Genomic DNA, 20,708 nt, shown 5'->3' with positions numbered 1-20,708 from the left:
GTCATGGAATTGATCGGCTCCCCCCTGCAACTGGCCAGCGCCGTACTGGTCAACATGCTGGGCCTTCTGCTGGCCTTCAAGGCCGGCCGCATGCTCGGCGTTGGCAGAGGCCGCGCCATGCTGCTGTATGCCTGGCATTCTCTGTTCTGCCTGGCTTATTCCATCTATGCCATTCAGAACGGCGCCGACGCCCTGGTCTATTACCTGAAGGCGCAGCAGGGCGAATTCATGGCCCCCTTCGGCACCGGTGCCGTCGTCAACATCGCCACGCTGTTCGTCACGGGCCTGAATCTCTCGTTTCTGGGCGCCTGCCTGTTGTTCAACATCTTCGGCGCCATCGGCCTGATCGCCTTCGACGCCTGCCTGCAGGCCGCTACGGCAAACAAGGCCAGGCTGCTGCGCCGCTTCGCCACCCTGATCGTGCTGCTGCCCTCCATCAGCTTCTGGTCATCGGCCCTGGGCAAGGACGCGCTGGCCTTCATGGCCGCCGCGCTGGCGCTTTACGCCACGCTGAACATGGGCCGCCGGGTCGTCCTGCTGGCGGCGTCCATCTTCATCATGGCGCTGGTCCGGCCCCATATCGCCGGCATCATGGTCATTGCCCTGGCCGGATCCCTGGTGCTGCAGCGGCGCCTGCCGCTGGGCCAGCGTATTTTCCTGGGCACGGCGGCCCTGGCCGCCACCGCCGCCATGGTGCCCTTTGCCCTGACCTACGCCGGCCTGGGCGACGCCAGCGGCGCCGACGACATCATGAGCTATGTCGAGCAGCGCCAGTCCCTCAACACCCAGGGCGGAAGCAGCGTGGACATCGCATCGATGAGCCTGCCCCTGCAGCTGTTCAGCTATCTGTTCCGGCCGCTGCCCTACGAAGCGGGCAGCGTCTTCGGCCTGGCGGCCTCGATGGACAATGTGGTGCTGATCTTCCTGGCAGTGGCCGGCTGCAGCCAGATCATCAAGCGCCGTCGCCACAAGCTGATGGGCAACCGGGCCTTCATGTGGCTTTACTGCCTGCTGACCTGGCTGATCCTGGCCATTACCACGGCCAACCTGGGCATCGCCGTCAGGCAAAAATGGATGTTCGCCCCCCTATTGATCTATCTGTTCATTTCGGTGCTGGGCCGAACGCGCCAACCCGTGGCGCGGCACAAGCCGCAGCCTTACGCCCCCATGGCACGGCATGTGCCCCACTCCGGCATGGTGAAGCCATGAGATTCTTGTTGATTGCCGGCTTTCCCGACTCGATCCTGCAATTCAGGGGAGCGCTGCTGGACGCCTTGCAGGCCCAGGGTCTGGACGTGCATGTTGCCGCCCCGGGCCTGGATAGCCGGTCGGCCATGCATCAGGCGCTGCGGGCGCGCGGCATGACTCCGCATGATATTCCGCTGCAGCGCACCGGCATGAATCCCGCCAAGGATCTGCGCAGCCTGCTCCGCCTGTGGCGCCTGATGCGCCGCCTGCGCCCGCACTACACCCTGGCCTACACCATCAAGCCCGTCATCTATGGCACCCTGGCGGGATGGCTGGCGGGGGTGCCGCAACGCTATGCCCTGATCACCGGCCTGGGCTACGCCTTCCAGGGCGACGACCAGGCGAAAGACCGCCGCGGCACGCTGCGCAACGTTGCGAAGACACTGTATCGCCAAGGGCTGAAGAAAGCCCATAAGGCCTTTTTCCAGAACCCCGACGACGAAGCCCTGTTCCGCGGCCTGAAGATCCTGCATCCCGGCCAGATCACCCATATTGTGAACGGATCCGGCGTCGACCTGAACCGCTACCAGGTCGCGCCGCTACCCAAGGCGCCGCATTTCCTGCTGATCGCCCGGCTGCTGGGCGACAAGGGCGTGCGCGAGTACGCCGCGGCGGCGGCGCGCATGCGGGCGGCGCATCCCGAATGCACCTTCAGCCTGGCCGGCTGGATAGACGACAACCCCGATGCCATCGCCCATGGCGAACTGCATGAATGGGTCGCGGCCGGCGACATCGACTATCTGGGCCGCCTGGACGACGTGCGGCCCGCCATCGCCGCCAGCAGCGTGTATGTGCTGCCCTCCTACCGGGAAGGCACGCCCCGCACCGTGCTGGAAGCCATGGCGATGGGCCGCGCCATCATCACCACCGACGCACCGGGCTGCCGGCAAACGGTGGAAGAAGGCCGCAACGGCTACCTGGTACCGCCCCGGTCCGTGGACAGGCTGGTAGAGGCCATGGAAAGCCTGTACGCAGACCCCGGCCTGACCGCCGCCATGGGCGCCCAGTCGCGGGCCATGGCCGAAGACCGCTACAACGTGCACAAGGTCAATGCCGCCATGCTGCGCGAAATGGACATCACGCCATGATCAAGAGACTGTTCGACATCGTCGCCGCCGCCACCGCCCTGCTGTTGCTGTCGCCCCTGCTGGCGTGCGTGGCCGCACTGGTGGCCATCAATATGGGCCGTCCCGTTTTCTTCAGGCAGCAACGCCCCGGCCTGCATGAAAAACCCTTTCTCATGCTCAAGTTCCGCAGCATGCGGGACGCCGTCGACACCCATGGACAAATTCTGGACGATGCGCAGCGACTGACTCCCTTCGGCCGCTGGCTGCGCTCCACCAGCCTGGACGAACTGCCCGAACTGTGGAACGTGCTGAAAGGCGAGCTGAGCCTGGTCGGCCCCCGCCCCCTGCTGATGGAGTACCTGCCGCGCTATGACGACGTCCAGCGTCGCCGGCACGAAGTGCGCCCGGGGTTGACGGGCTGGGCGCAGGTCAACGGGCGCAACGCGGTGGACTGGGCGGAACGATTTCAGCTGGACGTATGGTACGTGGACAACCGCAGCTTCTGGCTGGACATGAAGATATTGGCCATGACCGTGCGGCTGGTGCTGACGCGCAAGGGCGTCAGCGCTCAAGGCGAAGCCACCATGCGCAAGTTCACGGGGAACGAGCGATGAAACGCCTGGCCATCGTGGGCGCCGGCGGCCACGGCCGCGTCATTGCCGATGCGGCGCAGTGCAGCGGATGGCAAGCCATCGATTTCTATGACGATGCCTGGCCGGGAACCGGCCCCCATGCCGGTCCCTGGCCCATTGCCGGCGACACATCGCTGTTATTCGCGCAATTCGACAATTACCAGGGTGTGATCGTCGGCATCGGCAACAACCCGACACGGGCGGCGGTGCAGCAGCGACTGATTGACGCGGGCGCGTCCCTGGCGAGCGTCGTCCACCCGGCCGCCGTCGTCAGCCGTAACGCGCAATTAGGCGCCGGCTGCGCCGTGTTCGCGCAGGCCGTGGTGAACGTGGGAGCCCGGATAGGCGACGGCGCCATCCTGAACACAGGCTGCATCATCGAACACGACTGCCTGATCGAAGATTTCGTACACATCGGCCCCAATGCGGGGCTGGGCGGCGGCGTCCACATCGGCCAGCAAAGCTGGGTGGGCATTGGCGCCAGCATCAACCATCTTATTCATATCGGCCGAAACAGCATCATAGGCAGCGGCGCCACTGTGATCCGCGACATACCCGACGCCATGGTGGCCGTCGGGACGCCGGCGCGCGCCCGGCCCGCCTGAGCCGGCCACTTAACCAGAGCATTGAACATCATGTTGAATACTGCTTTTCCCCCCTGGCCCGCTTACACCGACGAGGAAGTCCAGGCCGTCGGCAACGTCCTGCTGTCCAACAAGGTCAACTACTGGACCGGCCAGGAAAGCCGCCATTTCGAAAAGGAATTTGCCGCCTGGGCCGGCTGCGCCCATGCCGTGGCGCTGGGCAACGGCACCCAAGCCCTGGAAGCCGCCCTGATGGCGCTGGGCATCGGGCCCGGCGACGAAGTCATCGTCACCCCGCGCACCTTCCTGGCTTCGGTGTCGTGCATCGTCCTGGCCGGCGCAATCCCCGTGTTTGCCGACGTCGACCGCGACTCGCAGAACATCACCGCCGATACCATTGCAGCCGTTCTTACGCCCCGTACCCGCGCCATCATCTGCGTCCACCTGGCCGGCTGGCCCTGCGACATGGATCCCATCATGGCCCTGGCCGACCTGCATGGCCTATGGGTGATCGAAGATTGCGCGCAAGCCCACGGCGCCCGCTACAAGAACCGCCCGGTAGGTTCCATAGGCCATATCGGCGCCTGGTCCTTCTGCCAAGACAAGATCATGACCACGGGCGGCGAAGGCGGCATGGTCACCACCAATACCCAGGCGCTGTGGGGCAAGATATGGTCGCACAAAGACCATGGCAAAAGCTGGGAAGCCGTCTACGAACGCCAGCATCCCCCGGGCTTCCGCTGGCTGCACGAAAGCTTCGGCACCAATTGGCGCATGCAGGAGACCCAGGCCGTCATCGGCCGCATCCAGCTGCAGCGCATGCCGGACTGGCATGCCAAAAGACTGGCCCATGCCCGCCGCATATGGAATGCGGCACGGCAACTGCCCGGGCTGCGCGCGCCGAAGATACCCAGCCACTGCCAGCATGCCGCCTACAAATGCTACGTGTTCGTCGAACCCGACATGCTGGCCGAAGGCTGGGACCGCGATCGCATCGCCCAGGAGATCACCGCCCGCGGCGTGCCTTGCTACCAGGGCTCGTGCTCGGAGGTGTATCTGGAAAAAGCCTTCGACGGCACGGGCTGGCGCCCTGCCCAGCCGCTGCCGTTCGCCCGCGAACTGGGGGAAACATCCTTGATGTTCCTGGTGCATCCCACCCTGGAAGACCACCACATCATGCAGACCTGCATGGCTCTTTCCGATGTCATGCAAGCAGCCACCCGTATCGGACAAACTTATGGACAGTGAGCACATCTTGCATGTTCACGGCCATGCGCTGCGGGAACGCCTGCTGGGCCTTTCCCCCCGCAACAAACGCATGCTGCAGGTCACCGTGGACATCCTGCTTATATGGCTGGCTCTGTGGCTGGCGTTCTTCATCCGTCTTGGCGACCCGGGAATCGTCCAGCCGCTGGGCGCGCACGCCTGGCTGTTTGCCGCCGCCCCCCTGACCGCCATCCCGCTATTCATCCGCTATGGCTTGTATCGGGCAGTAATGCGCTACCTGGGTCCGGAAGCCTTGACCACGATTGCCCGAGTCGTGACCGCCGCCGCCGCCCTGCTGGCCGTCGCCGTGTACCTGTACGGCAACGCGCCGGCCATCGTACCGCGCTCCACCATCGTCATCTATTGGCTGCTCAGCCTGCTGTTCATTGGCGGCCTGCGCATATTGATGCGCCATTACTTCAACGACGTGCAGTTCGGCGAGCAAACCCTGCCGCTGATACCCAACGGCGGCCGACGCAAGGAGGAACGCCCGCGCGTCATCATCTACGGCGCAGGGGCCGCAGGCAACCAACTGCTGCAAGCCCTGCGCCTGGGCGGCGAACTGCTGCCCGTGGGTTTCATGGACGACAACAAGGACCTGGACGGCCGCCTCATGGCAGGCCTGCAGGTGTATTGTTCGGACCAGATCGACTACATGCTGCACGATACCGGAGCGCAGGAAGTACTGCTGGCGATACCTTCGGCATCGCGAGCGCGCCGCAATCAAATCATGAACAGGCTGGCCCCATACGCCATACCGGTACGCACCCTGCCCGGGCTGATGGACCTGGCCGCCGGCCGCGTCAAGGTCGAAGCCTTGCGCGAAGTGCGCATCGACGACCTGCTTGGGCGCGACCCCGTCGCTCCCGATCCGACGCTGTTTGCACGCTGCATACACGAACAGGTCGTTATGGTGACGGGAGCGGGTGGATCCATCGGTTCGGAGCTGTGCCGACAGATCATACGCAGCACGCCGAAGACCCTGGTACTGTTCGAGCATTCGGAATTCGGTCTGTACGCCATACAGCGCGAACTGCAAACGCACATCGACGGCGCCGGACTGGCGGTACGAGTCGTGCCCGTACTGGGTTCCGTGCGCAACCCCAACCGCCTGTTCGACGTCATGCATGCCTGCAAGGTGAACACGGTGTACCATGCCGCCGCCTACAAGCATGTGCCCCTGGTCGAAAACAACATCGCCGAAGGCATCGTCAACAACACCTTTGGCACCCTGCACGCCGCGCAAGCCGCCTTGCGCGCGGGCGTCAGCAATTTTGTGCTGGTATCCACCGACAAAGCCGTACGCCCCACCAACGTGATGGGCGGCACCAAGCGCATGGCCGAGCTGGTACTGCAGGCGCTGGCCCAGGAACCAAAGCCGGCTCTATACGGCAAACAGAACGACTCCGTAGCAAACCAAACGCGTTTCACCATGGTGCGCTTCGGCAATGTGCTGGGCTCTTCCGGCTCGGTCATACCTTTATTCAAACAGCAGATACGCCAGGGCGGCCCGGTCACTGTCACGCATCCCGACATCACCCGCTATTTCATGACTATACCGGAAGCCGCCCAGCTGGTGATCCAGGCCGGGTCCATGGGCCAGGGGGGCGACGTCTTCGTGCTGGACATGGGTGAGCCCGTAAAAATCGCCGAGCTGGCTGAAAAGATGATCCAGCTTTCGGGCTTGAGCGTGCGCCGGCCCGACAACATCGATGGCGATATCGAGATCCGCTACACGGGGCTGCGCCCAGGCGAGAAATTGTATGAAGAACTGCTGATCGGCGACAACGTATCACCCACCGACCACCCCATGATCATGCGCGCCAACGAAAAACACTTGGCCTGGGAAGCACTGAAAGAGTCGCTGGCAGGGCTGGATACCGCGATTCGCGCAGCGGATTACCCGCGTTCGCGGGAGCTGTTTTATGAACTGGTGGACGGGTATACCGCCAATAATGAAATTGTGGACTTGATTTATCAGGAACGGGGGAAGGGGCGTCTCAAACCGGCTTGAGGACTGCCACTCAAGCCAGTATTCATGTACCTTGCCTGACAGCCCATTAGCAAGGCGGCACCTTCGATTAATGCGCCGCCTTCAGCGTTGAATCATATACATCAAGCGTTCTGGCCAGCATTTTTTCAAACGTAAATTCATTTTCAAACCTGCGTCTACCCGCCTCGCCCATTTCAATCCGGACCTCTGGATGGGCAATCAATCGCTCAATGGCTGATCGCAATGCGTTCATATCTTGGCGGTTCGCCAGCAAACCGTTTACGCCATCAGATACCGCCTCGGGAATGCCTCCAACATTCGATGCAATGACCGGCAATCCAGCACGCATGGCCTCCAGGATGGAAAGAGGCAATCCTTCCCAATCGGACACCAGAATAAATATATCGGAGTTTTGCAGCCGGTCGGGCACATCATCACAGGCGCCCGAAAAAACCACGTGATCAGACAGACCCATGGTTCTTGCCTGCTGCTGCACGTCCATAAGCGTTGGACCATCGCCTACAAATTCGACGACCCAGTCGTATTTTCGTAATCCACGTAAAGCGCTCAACAAATCAGACTGCTTCTTCGGCGCATCAAATCGCGCCACCATGATAAGCCTGACCGGACCGGTTCTCTTGTCGACATTGATGGCCGGCTGCAGATTTGGCATGCCATTATGAATGGTTGCTATTAGATCCCGGTTACCTACACCAGCCCTAATGGCAAGGTTTCTGTCGTAGTCGGAAACAGCAATTATTCTGCTTGCAAAGCGCGCCAACAATCGTTCTATGAGAATATACGCCCTGCGTTTAGCTGGAGAAACTCCTTCAGTAAAGGCCCAGCCATGCGCAGTAAATATGGTGGGTATTGCCAAACGGCGGCCCGCCAATCGTCCCAGCACACCAGCCTTGGAAGAATGGACATGCACCAATTGTGGTTGTAGTGCTTGAAATATTTTTCTGAGTTCCAGATAAGCCTGGTAATCCTTGATGACGTTTATTTCGCGCACCATATATTTCAAGGCAACGCAGCGCAGGCCAAGCTGCTGTGCTTTTTTCAAAAAAACGCCCGCGCCACCCACCAGGATCACAACATCATGCCCCGCTTGTTGAGCTCCCAATGCCAAATCCAGCAAATGCACACTAGCCCCGCCGATCACGTCAGAGCGCGTAATAACATAGGCAATTTTCACTGCGTCAATTCTCAAAAATGGAGCTTAAATGCGTTGCCAGGCTTCTGGAATCAAATCTCTTGTATCGTGCACTGACGCCCGAAACCATGTTGCCGGCGCAATCACTTTTTTGTCTTCAGCCCTTCCCAGCCAAGCCCCCCACCAGCTCAACGAGCTGTTAGCAATCACAAAATGCCTGCAAAGAGCCATTAAATGCAAATCCCAGTGTGCCTGAGGCCCTGAATTGACGTCGACGATGGTCGCGGGCACCGGAAGTTTCAAATGCTCCCGTACCCAATCTGGATCGTCGGAAAATATAAAGGCTCGAGGCCTTGCCAAGCCTGCTGCAAGCGTCGATACACCGCGTTGATAATAATCCAGCGAACAGAGACCATGGGTTTCAGCCGCAACGGGATTGCTGACATAATCACCGCGCCTTACATGGACGCAAATGGGTTCCGCCCGCAACATTTGTTCTTCTATAGCCAGACAGGAAGCCGGAAATGGCTCGCACAGGGAGAAATCCCGCAGAATTTCAGCCCGGAAATCGGTAAAATAGCGCTCGCTTTGCCAATAACCCTCCAAGTAGAGCGGCCGATCGATACCCAGAAATGCGGGATCAAAGTGGAAATGCCGCTCCCGGTATATGGGCACCCCCATCCTGCGGCTCGCCCAACGACGTGAGACCCGGCTTTCGAATCTTTTCAAAAAGTCGGGTAAGGAGATTCTTGTGCCACGGGTCTTGGCATTGATGGCAAAAGCTCCAAGAGCGTATAACCTTTCTTTTCTACCCGCGAACCAGGATAGGTCAAGCTCAAGGCCTACACCCAATCGCAATGCCAGCGCACGCCCTGCGGCATACTGGAACATCTGGTTGCCTAGTCCACCCGAGAGCCCAACGACTACGGACTTTTTAGCGTTCTCCATGCTATCCGGCCTTGATCACTTTCTTTCGCAGCCGATGCATGCCCTGCGCGAGGCGTACAAGCGGATAAAAAAGCTTGAGCTGTTCACGCTTTATCTGTTCGACTTCTTTTTCAGATAGCAATGTATTGCCTGATGCGCCGCCCCGCCTGTGCAGCGCCGTCGCCACGTCGATTTTCTGAAATCGCCGGCGGTCAATAAACAAACGCAGAAAGAGGTCGTAATCAGAGGCAATTCTTAGGTCTTCGCGAAAACCATACTGCTTCAGCAAGGCTGAGGACACAAAGGCAGAGGGATGAGGAATGGAGTTGTAGAACGGTAAATGCCAAGGCTGAGCAACAAGCATTTCGGGTCGGGCCGAATTATCGTCGACAGCCGTCATGGCACACAAAACGTCGACATCGCCCAATCTCAAAGCAGCCCTGACATCTGAAAAACCTTCAGGTATCAGTTCATCATCGCCATTAATAAAAAGAATATAAGCACCGCTTGCGTGCTTGATTCCTTTGTTCATCGCATTATAGATACCGGTGTCCGGCTCAGAAACAAGCTGGTCAATCAAGGATCCGGCGCTCTGTACGATGTCAAGAGTATTGTCGGTCGATACACCGTCAATAATAATATATTCGATATCAGCGGATTTAATTTTCGCGACTGAATCAAGCGTTTTTCCAATCGTTGTGGCGCAGTTTTTTGTAACGGTAATGATGCTGATGAGCGGTAGCTGCATAAATCAATCAATCCAGAAGCATCCAGCTAAGAGCATGCTTTTTTGCACAATGAGAATCATTCAATAGACGGGAAAAACAAGAACGGACAAATCCAAGTTATGGGTCGCCAAACGATCACTCTCGGCTGGTTCGTACTTTATCATAAGCAAGACCCGCTAAACGGTTCGCCTTAGCTATCGCTAATGTGCTCATCATCTACAATGCCTGGCACATTCATGCTTATATTTACTATTATCAATATGTCCTTTGGGGTGCTCAGGGCATTCAATTTATGAAGCTATTGCTATGTTGCGAATTTTTCCACCCCAGCGTTGGCGGGGTTCAGGAAGTCGTGAAACAGCTCGCAGAACGACTAGTCGTTTGGGGGCATGACGTAACAGTCGCCACCTCCACGCTGTCAAACCGTGAAAGTCTGGAGTATCGCGGCATCAAGATCAAGGCATTCGGCATTCATGGCAACCTGGCCACCGGCTTGGTCGGAGACACTGCGTCATACCAATCTTTTGTCCGCCACAATAATTTTGATCTGGTGTTCATATACGCGGCCCAGCAGTGGACGTTCGACGCATTATGGGAAGTCCTGCCGTCGCTAACAGCGCGCAAAGTGTTTGTTCCCTGTGGATATTCCGGGCTTGCCGATCCTTTATTCAGCAAGTATTTTGAGCGGTTGCCAACGCTATTGCGCTGCTTCGATGCCGTCATTTACCATGCAACACACTATCGCGACACCGAGTTTGCACAACGGCATGGCCTACATAACGGTGTCATTATCCCCAACGGAGCCGACGATCGAGAGTTCAGTGCGCCTCGCATCACGGGGGTGCGTGTCCGCGACGGGCTGTCAAACGAGGATCTACTGCTATTGACTGTGGGATCCTTAAATGGCGCCAAAGGACATCTGGAGGTCGCCATGGCATTCGCAAATGCCAAACTCAACAAGCCTGCCCTATTGCTGCTAAACGGCAATCCAATGCCAAGCCCGGCCAGCATGGGGCTTCGTTCATTTATCACTAAAGCCGTACATCACATAAAGAACCATGGGGCATTATCTCTTTTCAAGATCACGATCGACAAGCTAGCCCGCCGCTTGGGTCACGACACAAGCTATGTTGGCAAACTTAGCAAACTGGCCGAAGACATCAACACAGGCAAGTTTGGCCCAAATAAAAGAGCCGCCGTCCGCAACCTTGACAGGGATGATTTAGTAGGCGCTTTTTTCGAGTCCGATCTGTTCATTTTCGCATCCACCATCGAATACTCACCGTTGGTGCTTTATGAATCCTGCGCGGCAGGCCTCCCGTTCCTGAGCGTGCCGGTTGGCAATGCCTGCGAAATTGCCGAATGGACCGGAGGAGGCGAAATTTGCCCCGCACGCATCGATAAAAACGGTTATACAAGGGTGGATCCAATCGACTTGGCTCGCCATATGGAGCATCTTCTGGCCGACGACAATCGACTAGCCAGCCTGGGCAAAGCGGGGCGAGGCGCATGGGAGCAGCAGTTTAACTGGGGCGCTTTAGCCCGCCGGTACGAGATCTTGTTTGCCAAATTGGTCTCGGATCAGACGACACACAATCATAAATAAAACGTCATGCAGATGAATCAACATATCGCTACATTCCCCAGCGTCGTTCTATCCGAATCGCGAATCATGGCAATCATCGGTGCCGCTGCATTCATCTATGCATTGTGTTCGATGATTTTTATCCGGGAAGTTGCGATTCCTTATATCTACCCATCGGCCGTCGATGGCCATCTACCGGGGGATGCCGCCTACTATCACTCGTTGGCCATGGAACAGTTGACCAAGATAGACCTACAAGGAATAAGCGCTTTTGAACTAAGGCCTAAGGGACAAGGTGCAGCCGGCATAGCAAGCCTTTTATATCTGGCCATCGAATCCCCATATAGCGTTGTTATCCTGAATAGCGTGCTTCACGCCGCCGCCACCCTGATCCTTATTCTTATCCTGAGACGCTGGTTTACTTTTCGTGTTTCCATCATAGCGGCGTCGCCACTTGCGCTGTCACCCTACATGATGATCTGGTTCTCGCAGATAAACAAAGAGTCATACATGCTGCTTGGAGTAATGCTCTTTGTTTACGGCCTCATAGAACTGCTATCGATCAGGTGCCGACCAAGCATGTTGCGCAACCTATTTATCGCGATAAGTGGAGTTGTATTGATTGGGCTTGTGCGCCCGTACGCAAATCAAATACTCTTTCCTATTACCGCTTTTATATTTTCATTGGCGTTTTTATGGCAGCTTCGCCATGAGCAATCCATCATGAAGTTAATGCCGCTCGCAGCCTCGGCGGCTACAGTACTCTTGACCCTGGGGCTACTGACAAGCGGTGCCGCATCCGACAAAACGCTTACACGTATCTCCAACGAGAAACCCGTCAGTATTCCCGATCATCCCCAATCCACTGCCAGCGCCTGTTTGCGGAACGCAGATCCGATCCGTTGGGCTAATGAAGCATGGCTGCCAGACTATATTGACACCCGGCTGCGAAGCATGATGACACAGCGATGTCTAGTTTTTACCTTACTGGAGTCACAGTCCAACCCCATCACACTGGATTCCATTATCGATCAACGCAGGCTACCCTCCGGCTCGGCTGAAGCATTGGGCTACCTGCCCCGTGCAGTAATGATCGGCGTACTGTCGCCATGGCCCACACAGTGGTTATATTCATTTCAAGTACGCCCATCGATCTTTTACACGATCAGCTCCATCGAAGCAGTCCTTATGTATGTTGCCATCTTCGGTTCCTGTATCTATATCGCCCGCCGCAAACGATGGCTTGCTGCCGTACCCATGACGCTGGCTCTTTCATTCATGACTATCGTTGGCATGGCCACTCCATACATAGGCGCGGTATATCGATATCGCTACCCCTGGTGGATGCTTGTCATTTGCGTTGGCATTGCTGCTTCCATGACTTTGTTTAATGAATGGAAAGGGAAGACCCCATGACACCCTGCGTCTCGGTTGTGATGTCCGTTTATAACGGAGCAAAATTCTTGGCGCCAGCCGTAGAGTCGATTTTGGCGCAAAGCTTCAAGAACTTTGAATTCATTATTGTCAACGACGGCTCCATAGATGAAAGTCTGGCCATACTGCGAGGCTACGCGAAGCGCGATCCCCGCATCCGCCTGATTACACGCGAAAACAAAGGCCTGATTGCCTCCTTGAACGAAGCCGTAGCAATGGCAAGGGGCGAGTGGATAGCCCGAATGGATGCGGACGACATATCCTTGCCGAATCGATTAGACAAGCAATTGGCACGACTTCAGGAAACCGGTGCCGATATATGCGGCGGCCAGATTCAGCTGCTAGGCACATGGCCATCACGAGTATGGAGCTATTATGTATCGAACGAAGCCATACGCCTAAAAATGTTATTTGGGTCACCCTTTGCGCACCCAGCCGTTATGCTGCGTACCCATGTCGCCAAGGCCAACCCATATAGCGAAGACGCCTCCTACGTGGAAGACTACGATCTATGGGCGAGGCTGGCCATGAAAAACATCAAAATGACCAACCACTCAGAAGTGGTCTTGCAGTACCGTATACACGCAGAACAAGTCACTGCCATCAAACAAAAACAGCAACGTGAAAATATGATTCGTATTTTCCAGCAATACTCTGGCTTCTTTCTTGGAGACGGTTATGCGGAAACGACAGGCTATTTATTAATAGCAGATAAACAGCGTGATATTAATGAAGAGGGATTCGAAAATGCCGTAGCATTTTTGAACGCCCTGCTACGACGATTTGGAGATCCCGAAGGTGTAGTATCAGGCAATGCATTTATTTTTCTTACCCGTTGCGGCGGCTTGGGCCCATTCAAGATAATGCCTATAGGCAGCAAGTTCAAGCTTAGTGTTCTCCAGAAACTTATTTTGCTAGTTTTATCTGTTACACGCGCTTCGCCTCGCGGAAAGCTTTATAAATTTCTGTATCTCCTCCGATAATAGAAGCACCAGTCAAAGTTAACTAACTATAGCCTGCATCCCCCTCTATTTTCTGAAAATTGGTAAGTAATCAACTCACAAAATAACAGAGATTGAAAATAGAGTTTCCATAGAGCGAGGTCGTTGTGCCACTGGCCAGAATGAGCGGCCAACTAGCGCATCAGTATCTTGAAAGACATCCGGATTCGGAAAGCGAGCGACGTTCACAATGAAGGCCTACTTTCTGAACAACTCCGCTGTACCGTAGTACCTACTGGTTTGCTTAAAACTATAGCTGTATGGCACAATCTCGTTCGCCCGTCGAACATGTGGTAACTGTTTTTTACCGCACTATTACCCGGACTACCTACTAAACCTCGCACATTGCGCAATGCCAATCATTAAACGGGCATGGCGGTAGCGTGCCTAAATCATTTTGAGCCTCGTATCCCCACTTCAGAAATTAGCTGGTTTCCAGGAGGAAATCCAGTTCGAAGTCTTGCGCCGTTTGCATCAAACACCGGAGGTCAGTCAGCGCGCCTTGGCGCGAGAACTGGGCATCAGTCTAGGTAGCATCAATTTCTGTTTCCAGGCCTTAGTGGAAAAAGGCTGGATCAAAATGCAAAACTTCAGCCAGAGCCGAAATAAGTTGCGATACGCCTATTTGCTCACGCCAACTGGCGTCGCAGAGAAGTCGAAGCTGACAGCCGAATTTCTAAAACGGAAGGTCACGGAGTATGAAACTCTTCAGGCGGAGATCGAAGCTTTGAGGGCCGAAATGAATTCTATAAAAGACAATTCACAATGAAAATAGCCATTGCCGGAACTGGCTATGTTGGCCTTTCGAACGGGGTATTATTGGCTGGGCAAAACGAAGTCGTCTGCCTCGATGTCATTCCAGAAAAGGTGGATATGTTGAACCGCCAAGAGTCGCCTATCGAGGATACTGAGATACAAGATTATCTGAAAAATCGGGCACTCAACTTCCGGGCGACCCTCGACAAGAAAGAGGCCTATGCCGACGCCGACTACGTCGTCATTGCCACTCCGACAGATTACGATCCGGAGACCAACTATTTCAATACCCAATCGATCGAAGCGGTGATCCGCGACGTCATGAGTATCAACCCGCAAGCCACCATGGTCATCAAGTCGACTGTACCAGTGGGCTACACTGATAAGACGCGGCAAGCTTTGGGTACTGATAACCTTATCTTCTCACCCGAGTTTCTGCGTGAAGGTCGGGCTCTGTACGACAATCTGCATCCATCGCGCATTGTCGTGGGCGAGCGTTCTTGCCGTGCCGAAATCTTCGCCAACTTGTTAAAGCATGGCGCAGTCAAAAAGAATATCCCCACTCTCTTCACTGGTAGCACCGAGGCTGAAGCTATCAAACTGTTCGCCAATACTTATCTGGCGATGCGCGTTGCCTACTTCAACGAGCTCGATACCTATGCTGCGCGCCATGGGCTAGATACGAGTCAGATCATTGATGGCGTGTGCCTCGACCCGCGCATAGGATCGCACTATAACAATCCCAGTTTCGGTTATGGTGGCTACTGCCTTCCAAAGGACACAAAGCAGCTTCTTGCTAACTATCGCGACGTACCCCAAAATTTGATCAATGCTATCGTTGAGGCGAATACCACGCGCAAAGACTTCATAGCCGAGGAAATCATTCGCAGGAAGCCTAAAACTGTTGGTGTTTACCGCTTGATCATGAAGTCCGGCTCCGATAATTTTCGGGCTTCCAGCATTCAAGGAGTAATGAAACGCATCAAAGCCAAAGGTATTGAGGTCATAGTTTATGAGCCCGCATTCAAGGACGCCGAATTCTTCAGCTCTCCCGTGCTAACAAACCTAGCCGCGTTCAAGCAGCAAGCGGATTTAATTATCACCAACCGTAACACCGATGTTCTAGCTGATGTTGCTGATAAAGTCTACACCCGAGATCTTTTTGGGGCGGATGAATGAGTAAGCCGAGGTCATCCTGCGGCAATTCAATCCATGGCCATAACAAGCATGTCGAAGATATATTACAAAATGCTGCTCCACTGGATTCCGGGAGACAGGTTACTGGGCTACGTATTTCACACCCGGTATGCGTTCAACAAAGGGCCTCGCTGGCGAAAGCCCCATAGGACGCTTAATATCTAATATTTACAAAAATATTAGCGATCAAAGTACCTTTGATGATGATTATCCAAGGCACGCTAGCCGTCGCGTTCGCTCGCGACTACGGAAAGTATGCAGCCGCATTGAATCCTACCGATGTTATATCACTGGGAAAAGTTGCAGTGTGCTTAATATGATAAGCGCCTTTGAAAATACATCCGGCCGCCAATTACCCTATCGTATAACTTCTCGCTGCTCAGGAAATATAGCGGAGCATCAAGAAAAATGATGATGAATTTTTGAAGAACTCAACCAAACACATATTAGACGACATGTGCATAATTCCCTGGCAATCCCAACCGCCTATTAAGCTTGGTGGCTCTTGATGACGGACAGAACCAAAGTACAGCCTGTTATTTTGTGTGGTGGCTCCGGCACTCGTCTTTGGCCCCTCTCCCGTGCTGGGTTTCCGAAGCAGTTCCTTTGCCTGAGCGGTGAGGAAAGTCTCTTTCAGCAAGCCGCCAAACGGTTGATGAGCCTGGGCACTGAAAGCATTCATGTCGCCAATCCCCTCGTCGTCACCGGAGAAGAGCACCGATTTTTAGCGCTGGAGCAACTTCGAGAAGTAGATATTGATTGGTATGCCGCTCTCCTTGAACCCGTAGGGCGTAATACCGCACCTGCTCTGACATTAGCTGGACTGGCAGCCCTTGAGTCTGGTGATGATCCAATTCTGGTCGTCACCCCAGCCGACCAGACTGTGATCGATTCTGCCGCTTTCATGCAGGCCATGCATGCTGCCATCCTTGAGGCTACAGAAGGTAGCATCGTCATCCTGGGCATTAAGCCCGACCGACCAGAAACCGGCTACGGCTATATAAATTCTAAAATTGAAGCCAGTAAGCCTACTATGACGGTGCAGCGATTTGTAGAAAAGCCCAACGCTGCCACAGCCCAACAGTACCTAGAACAGGGTGGTTACTATTGGAACGCTGGAATGTTCATCCTCAAGGCATCCGTGTGGCTACAAGCCCTGCAGGCCTTTAGGCCAGACATTCTTGGGGCCACTATACAGGCTTGGGCGCAACGCACCACAGACGTTAACCCTGCCACGCCGTTCGTGCGCCCAGGCAGGGCTGAATTCCAGGCCATTCCCTCGGAATCCGTCGACTACGCTGTTATGGAGCACTGTCCCGGCAGCGCCTTCCCTATCCAGATGGTGCCACTAGAAGCGGGTTGGAGCGACCTCGGTGCATGGGACGCCGTGTGGCATGTGCTGCCCAAAGATAAGTACGGCAACGCACACCAGGGGGATGTATTGACCTCCAATAGCCGAAATACATTAGTGCATGCCACAAGCCGGCTAGTCGGCTTGGTCGGCGTAGAAAACATCATCGTGGTGGAAACAGCCGATGCCGTTCTGGTGACTGATAAAGCCCACAGCCAAGACGTGAAACACATTGTTAACCAACTGCAAGCCAGCCAGCGAGAAGAACAGACCCTACATCGCAAAGTGCATCGCCCTTGGGGGTGGTATGATAGCATCGACCAGGGAGGCCGCTTTAAGGTCAAACGCATCCAAGTCAATCCCGGTGCCAGCCTCAGCCTGCAAAAGCACTACCACCGGGCCGAGCACTGGATTGTAGTGAAAGGCACCGCCGAAATCACTAATGGCAGTAGGGTGCTGTTACTCACTGAAAACCAGTCGACCTACATCCCGTTGGGTGAAATGCATCGGCTCGCCAATCCTGGGACCATTCCGCTGGAAGTAATTGAAGTCCAGTCCGGCGACTATCTGGGCGAAGATGACATCGTCCGTTTTGAAGACCACTACGGGCGCAGCAAGGAATGAACGCTCCTCCTAAGATTTATGTTGCGGGCCATCGCGGCATGGTGGGGTCCGCCATCGTCCGCTATTTGCTAGCCCATGGTCACCCAACCGAACGTATCGTCACCCGCACGCACGCAGAACTAGATCTCACTAATCAATTGGCCGTGCAGGCCTTCTTCGCCACTGAGCAGCCAGATCAGGTTTACCTAGCTGCCGCGAAGGTGGGCGGTATCCATGCGAATAATACGTATCCGGCTGAATTCATCTACGACAACCTAATGATGGAATCCAACGTCATTGATGCCGCTTTTCGCAATGGAGTAAAAAAACTATTGTTTTTAGGTTCAAGCTGCATCTACCCCAAACTGGCCGCTCAACCTATGCGTGAAGACGCTTTGCTAACTGGTAGACTAGAGGCGACCAACGAGCCATACGCCATTGCCAAAATTGCCGGCATCAAGCTATGCGAAAGCTACAATCGCCAGTACGGTGCTACTCACGGCGTGGACTACCGCAGCGCCATGCCAACCAATTTATATGGCCCGAACGACAACTACCATCCCGAAAATAGCCACGTTATCCCAGGGTTGATTCGCCGGTTTCACGAAGCCAAGGTTAATCAGGACCAGAGAGTTACTATCTGGGGAACAGGCTCGCCTAGGCGAGAGTTTCTTTACGTCGATGACATGGCTGCTGCCTGCATTCACATTATGAGCCTAGAAAAGACTCTCTATGATCAGCATACCCAGCATATGATTAGCCATATCAACGTTGGTTATGGGCAAGACATTACCATAAGTGACTTAGCTAAAATAATTAGAGAAATCACCGGTTACCAAGGTGAAATCACGTTCGACCCCAGTAAACCTGACGGCGCTCCTCGCAAACTGATGGATAGCTCTCGCCTGAATGCTTTGGGTTGGCAAGCCAATATTGGCCTTGAAGTGGGATTGAAAATAGCCTACGAAGACTTCTTAGAACACCAAAGGATCCAGTTTTGAAGGAATGCAGAATGATGCCCGAAAGTAACAAAGTTGCCCTTATTACCGGAGTAACTGGTCAAGATGGGGCTTACCTCGCTGAGTTTTTACTAAACAAAGGTTATGTTGTCCACGGCATTAAGCGTCGTACAAGCTTGTTCAATACTGATCGAATCGACCACCTTTATAAGGATCGACATGAAAAGGATGTTAGATTTTATCTACATCATGGTGATTTGACTGATAGTTCCAGTCTGATCCGAATTATTCAGCAGACTCAGCCGGATGAAATATACAATCTTGCCGCACAAAGCCATGTTGCTGTTAGCTTCGAAGAACCAGAATACACCGCTAACTCTGATGCGTTGGGGGCTCTACGTATTTTGGAAGCCATTCGTATTCTTGGCCTTGAGAAAAAAACGCGTTTCTACCAAGCCAGCACAAGTGAGCTCTATGGCTTAGTACAGGAAATTCCTCAAAAGGAAACAACCCCATTCTATCCGCGTAGCCCTTATGCGGTTGCCAAACTCTACGCATATTGGATTACCGTCAACTACCGCGAAGCCTACGGCATATATGCCTGCAACGGTATCTTGTTTAATCATGAGTCTCCGATTCGCGGGGAAACCTTCGTTACCAGGAAGATTACTCGCGCCTTAGCGCGTATCAAACTTGGCCTTCAGGACTGCCTATACCTCGGTAACCTAGATGCAAAACGCGACTGGGGTCATGCAAGAGACTACGTTGAGATGCAATGGCTAATGTTGCAGCAAGCCAAACCAGAAGACTTCGTTATTGCAACCGGCATCCAATATAGTGTGCGCGACTTCGTCAATGCTGCAACCGAGGAGCTGGGAATGGAAATTCAATGGGTAGGCCAAGGTGTTGATGAAAAGGGTTACGACTCACAGGGCAAATGCGTGGTGGCTGTCGACGCCGCCTATTTCCGTCCTACTGAGGTGGAAACTTTATTAGGCGATCCCTCCAAGGCAAAGACCAAACTAGGTTGGGTGCCCACGACCAGTTTTTCTGAACTGGTGACGGAAATGGTCAGGGAGGATCTCAAGAGTGCAGAGCGGGATGAGTTAGTCAAAGGTAAAGGTTTCAAGACCATGAATTATCACGAATGATTCTTTCCACGATGTTAACCATATCCCTCGCCGGGCTATCTCAATAGCAATAAGTAACAACTTTTCACATGCGCGACTACAGTATTCGAAAAAGAGTTTTAGTGACGGGAGGAGCAGGCTTTTTGGGGTCTCACCTTGTGGAAAGCTTGCTAGAGCAAGGAAACGAGGTTATCTGTCTTGACAACCTGTTCACCGGGATCAAACAAAACATCGAACACCTCCTTGGCAATCCTCGGTTTGAGTTCATTCGGCACGATGTCACTAACCCGTTGTATTATGAAGTCGATGAAATATACAACCTCGCATGCCCTGCTAGTCCAATCCATTATCAGCATGATCCGGTGCAAACGATCAAAACATCGGTTCATGGTGCGATAAACGTCTTAGATTTAGCAAAGCGACTAAATGTACGGATTCTCCAGGCAAGTACTAGCGAGGTTTATGGCGATCCGGCAGTTCATCCCCAGTCAGAAGAGTATTGGGGAAATGTAAATCCAATTGGCCCTCGCAGTTGTTATGACGAAGGCAAGCGTTGCGCTGAAACCCTGTTTTTTGACTACCACCGTCAGTACGGATTAGACATCCGCGTGGTTCGGATTTTCAATACCTATGGCCCACGGATGCACCCCAACGACGGGCGCGTGATTAGTAACTTCATCATCCAAGCACTTCGCGGCGAAGACATCACAATCTACGGCAATGGGTCGCAGACTCGGAGCTTTTGTTATGTCGACGATATGGTCGACGGCTTTTTGCGATTCATGGCAGTATCAGACAGGAATTGTCCAGGTCCGATTAACCTGGGCAACCCTAGGGAGTTCACCATCCGGCAATTGGGCGAGATAGTCATCGAGATGACTGGCTCATCGTCGAAGCTAGTCTTTCACACGTTGCCGACCGATGATCCCAAACAACGTCAGCCTGATATTTCTCGGGCACGGGAATTATTGGAGTGGCATCCAGAAACTGAAGTCGAGAGCGGCCTACGCAAAACAATTTCATATTTCGACAAACTGCTGTCCGAAGAAAATTACTGATGATCAAGGGTCGCAATTCCTGGCTTTGGAATCACC

Annotated in this window: 18 protein-coding genes; 15 read left to right on the top strand and 3 right to left on the bottom strand. The window is 54.4% G+C overall.

Translation table 11 applies throughout. The features are described from left to right. Positions 1-3 precede the first annotated feature (3 nt). The 6 genes from OEG81_RS01325 to OEG81_RS01300 are packed head-to-tail and all read left to right on the top strand — an operon-like array spanning position 4 to position 6,811. Positions 4-1,209: a hypothetical protein gene (locus OEG81_RS01325; RefSeq protein WP_264130897.1), complete on the top strand. Its 1,206-nt coding sequence runs from the start codon at positions 4-6 to the stop codon at positions 1,207-1,209. Beyond that, positions 1,206-2,336: a glycosyltransferase family 4 protein gene (locus OEG81_RS01320; RefSeq protein WP_264130896.1), complete on the top strand. Its 1,131-nt coding sequence runs from the start codon at positions 1,206-1,208 to the stop codon at positions 2,334-2,336. The genes OEG81_RS01325 and OEG81_RS01320 overlap by 4 nt, the downstream gene beginning before the upstream one ends. Next, complete coding sequence (locus OEG81_RS01315; protein ID WP_264130895.1) at positions 2,333-2,929, top strand: sugar transferase; 597 nt, start codon at positions 2,333-2,335, stop codon at positions 2,927-2,929. Before OEG81_RS01320 ends, OEG81_RS01315 begins: the two co-directional genes overlap by 4 nt. Beyond that, complete coding sequence (locus OEG81_RS01310) at positions 2,926-3,552, top strand: acetyltransferase (RefSeq protein ID WP_264130893.1); 627 nt, start codon at positions 2,926-2,928, stop codon at positions 3,550-3,552. Before OEG81_RS01315 ends, OEG81_RS01310 begins: the two co-directional genes overlap by 4 nt. Positions 3,553-3,582: 30 nt before the next feature. Then, entirely contained in the window at positions 3,583-4,779 is a 1,197-nt protein-coding gene (locus OEG81_RS01305) for a DegT/DnrJ/EryC1/StrS family aminotransferase (RefSeq protein WP_264130892.1), read from the top strand. Then, positions 4,769-6,811 carry a polysaccharide biosynthesis protein gene (locus OEG81_RS01300; RefSeq protein WP_264130890.1) on the top strand — a complete coding sequence of 681 codons (2,043 nt, stop codon included), beginning with the start codon at positions 4,769-4,771 and terminating at the stop codon, positions 6,809-6,811. The genes OEG81_RS01305 and OEG81_RS01300 overlap by 11 nt, the downstream gene beginning before the upstream one ends. A 67-nt stretch (positions 6,812-6,878) precedes the next feature. On the opposite strand, the gene OEG81_RS01295 is transcribed toward OEG81_RS01300, so the two are convergent. The 3 genes from OEG81_RS01295 to OEG81_RS01285 are packed head-to-tail and all read right to left on the bottom strand — an operon-like array spanning position 6,879 to position 9,618. Beyond that, positions 6,879-7,985, bottom strand: a complete 1,107-nt coding sequence (locus OEG81_RS01295; protein ID WP_264130889.1) for a glycosyltransferase family 4 protein — start codon at positions 7,983-7,985, stop codon at positions 6,879-6,881. A 24-nt stretch (positions 7,986-8,009) separates the two neighbouring features. Next, on the bottom strand, positions 8,010-8,891 hold the full coding sequence (locus tag OEG81_RS01290) for an alpha-1,2-fucosyltransferase (protein WP_264130888.1): 882 nt from the start codon (positions 8,889-8,891) through the stop codon (positions 8,010-8,012). 1 nt (position 8,892) lies between these two features. Next, the gene (locus OEG81_RS01285) at positions 8,893-9,618 is read right to left on the bottom strand and encodes a glycosyltransferase family 2 protein (protein WP_264130887.1); all 726 of its coding nucleotides are present in this window, start codon (positions 9,616-9,618) and stop codon (positions 8,893-8,895) included. A 185-nt stretch (positions 9,619-9,803) separates the two neighbouring features. Here OEG81_RS01285 and OEG81_RS01280 point away from each other — a divergent pair, with 185 nt between their 5' ends. From OEG81_RS01280 to OEG81_RS01240, 9 genes are all read left to right on the top strand, one after another. After that, positions 9,804-11,204 carry a glycosyltransferase family 4 protein gene (locus OEG81_RS01280; protein ID WP_264130886.1) on the top strand — a complete coding sequence of 467 codons (1,401 nt, stop codon included), beginning with the start codon at positions 9,804-9,806 and terminating at the stop codon, positions 11,202-11,204. A gap of 66 nt (positions 11,205-11,270) precedes the next feature. Then, positions 11,271-12,599 carry a hypothetical protein gene (locus OEG81_RS01275; RefSeq protein WP_264130885.1) on the top strand — a complete coding sequence of 443 codons (1,329 nt, stop codon included), beginning with the start codon at positions 11,271-11,273 and terminating at the stop codon, positions 12,597-12,599. After that, complete coding sequence (locus OEG81_RS01270; protein WP_264130884.1) at positions 12,596-13,600, top strand: glycosyltransferase; 1,005 nt, start codon at positions 12,596-12,598, stop codon at positions 13,598-13,600. Before OEG81_RS01275 ends, OEG81_RS01270 begins: the two co-directional genes overlap by 4 nt. 415 nt (positions 13,601-14,015) lie before the next feature. Continuing rightward, the gene (locus OEG81_RS01265; RefSeq protein ID WP_264130883.1) at positions 14,016-14,387 is read left to right on the top strand and encodes a MarR family EPS-associated transcriptional regulator; all 372 of its coding nucleotides are present in this window, start codon (positions 14,016-14,018) and stop codon (positions 14,385-14,387) included. Then, a complete protein-coding gene (locus OEG81_RS01260; protein WP_264130882.1) occupies positions 14,384-15,553 on the top strand; it encodes a nucleotide sugar dehydrogenase in 1,170 nt (389 codons plus the stop codon). Before OEG81_RS01265 ends, OEG81_RS01260 begins: the two co-directional genes overlap by 4 nt. Positions 15,554-16,079: 526 nt before the next feature. Further along, positions 16,080-17,546 carry a mannose-1-phosphate guanylyltransferase/mannose-6-phosphate isomerase gene (locus OEG81_RS01255; RefSeq protein ID WP_317135359.1) on the top strand — a complete coding sequence of 489 codons (1,467 nt, stop codon included), beginning with the start codon at positions 16,080-16,082 and terminating at the stop codon, positions 17,544-17,546. After that, positions 17,543-18,526, top strand: coding sequence for a GDP-L-fucose synthase (gene fcl / locus OEG81_RS01250; protein WP_264130880.1), 984 nt, complete (start codon positions 17,543-17,545; stop codon positions 18,524-18,526). The genes OEG81_RS01255 and fcl overlap by 4 nt, the downstream gene beginning before the upstream one ends. 14 nt (positions 18,527-18,540) lie before the next feature. Beyond that, positions 18,541-19,635 carry a GDP-mannose 4,6-dehydratase gene (gene gmd, locus OEG81_RS01245; protein WP_264132665.1) on the top strand — a complete coding sequence of 365 codons (1,095 nt, stop codon included), beginning with the start codon at positions 18,541-18,543 and terminating at the stop codon, positions 19,633-19,635. Positions 19,636-19,703: 68 nt separating this feature from the next. Next, the gene (locus OEG81_RS01240) at positions 19,704-20,672 is read left to right on the top strand and encodes a UDP-glucuronic acid decarboxylase family protein (RefSeq protein WP_264130879.1); all 969 of its coding nucleotides are present in this window, start codon (positions 19,704-19,706) and stop codon (positions 20,670-20,672) included. The last annotated feature ends 36 nt before the right edge of the window (positions 20,673-20,708 follow it).

This window comes from Pollutimonas sp. M17 (genome assembly GCF_025836975.1).
Lineage (GTDB): Bacteria > Pseudomonadota > Gammaproteobacteria > Burkholderiales > Burkholderiaceae_B.
This window is presented reverse-complemented; position numbering and strand designations above follow the sequence as displayed.

What these genes read in the sequence shown, in the direction of transcription:
- OEG81_RS01325 (WP_264130897.1), top strand. Translation starts at nt 4, where the DNA reads ATGGAATTGATCGGCTCCCCCCTGCAACTGGCCAGCGCCGTACTGGTC.
- OEG81_RS01320 (WP_264130896.1), top strand. Translation starts at nt 1,206, where the DNA reads ATGAGATTCTTGTTGATTGCCGGCTTTCCCGACTCGATCCTGCAATTC.
- OEG81_RS01315 (WP_264130895.1), top strand. Translation starts at nt 2,333, where the DNA reads ATGATCAAGAGACTGTTCGACATCGTCGCCGCCGCCACCGCCCTGCTG.
- OEG81_RS01310 (WP_264130893.1), top strand. Translation starts at nt 2,926, where the DNA reads ATGAAACGCCTGGCCATCGTGGGCGCCGGCGGCCACGGCCGCGTCATT.
- OEG81_RS01305 (WP_264130892.1), top strand. Translation starts at nt 3,583, where the DNA reads ATGTTGAATACTGCTTTTCCCCCCTGGCCCGCTTACACCGACGAGGAA.
- OEG81_RS01300 (WP_264130890.1), top strand. Translation starts at nt 4,769, where the DNA reads ATGGACAGTGAGCACATCTTGCATGTTCACGGCCATGCGCTGCGGGAA.
- OEG81_RS01290 (WP_264130888.1), bottom strand. Translation starts at nt 8,891, where the DNA reads ATGGAGAACGCTAAAAAGTCCGTAGTCGTTGGGCTCTCGGGTGGACTA.
- OEG81_RS01285 (WP_264130887.1), bottom strand. Translation starts at nt 9,618, where the DNA reads ATGCAGCTACCGCTCATCAGCATCATTACCGTTACAAAAAACTGCGCC.
- OEG81_RS01275 (WP_264130885.1), top strand. Translation starts at nt 11,271, where the DNA reads ATGGCAATCATCGGTGCCGCTGCATTCATCTATGCATTGTGTTCGATG.
- OEG81_RS01270 (WP_264130884.1), top strand. Translation starts at nt 12,596, where the DNA reads ATGACACCCTGCGTCTCGGTTGTGATGTCCGTTTATAACGGAGCAAAA.
- OEG81_RS01260 (WP_264130882.1), top strand. Translation starts at nt 14,384, where the DNA reads ATGAAAATAGCCATTGCCGGAACTGGCTATGTTGGCCTTTCGAACGGG.
- OEG81_RS01255 (WP_317135359.1), top strand. Translation starts at nt 16,080, where the DNA reads ATGACGGACAGAACCAAAGTACAGCCTGTTATTTTGTGTGGTGGCTCC.
- fcl (WP_264130880.1), top strand. Translation starts at nt 17,543, where the DNA reads ATGAACGCTCCTCCTAAGATTTATGTTGCGGGCCATCGCGGCATGGTG.
- gmd (WP_264132665.1), top strand. Translation starts at nt 18,541, where the DNA reads ATGCCCGAAAGTAACAAAGTTGCCCTTATTACCGGAGTAACTGGTCAA.
- OEG81_RS01240 (WP_264130879.1), top strand. Translation starts at nt 19,704, where the DNA reads ATGCGCGACTACAGTATTCGAAAAAGAGTTTTAGTGACGGGAGGAGCA.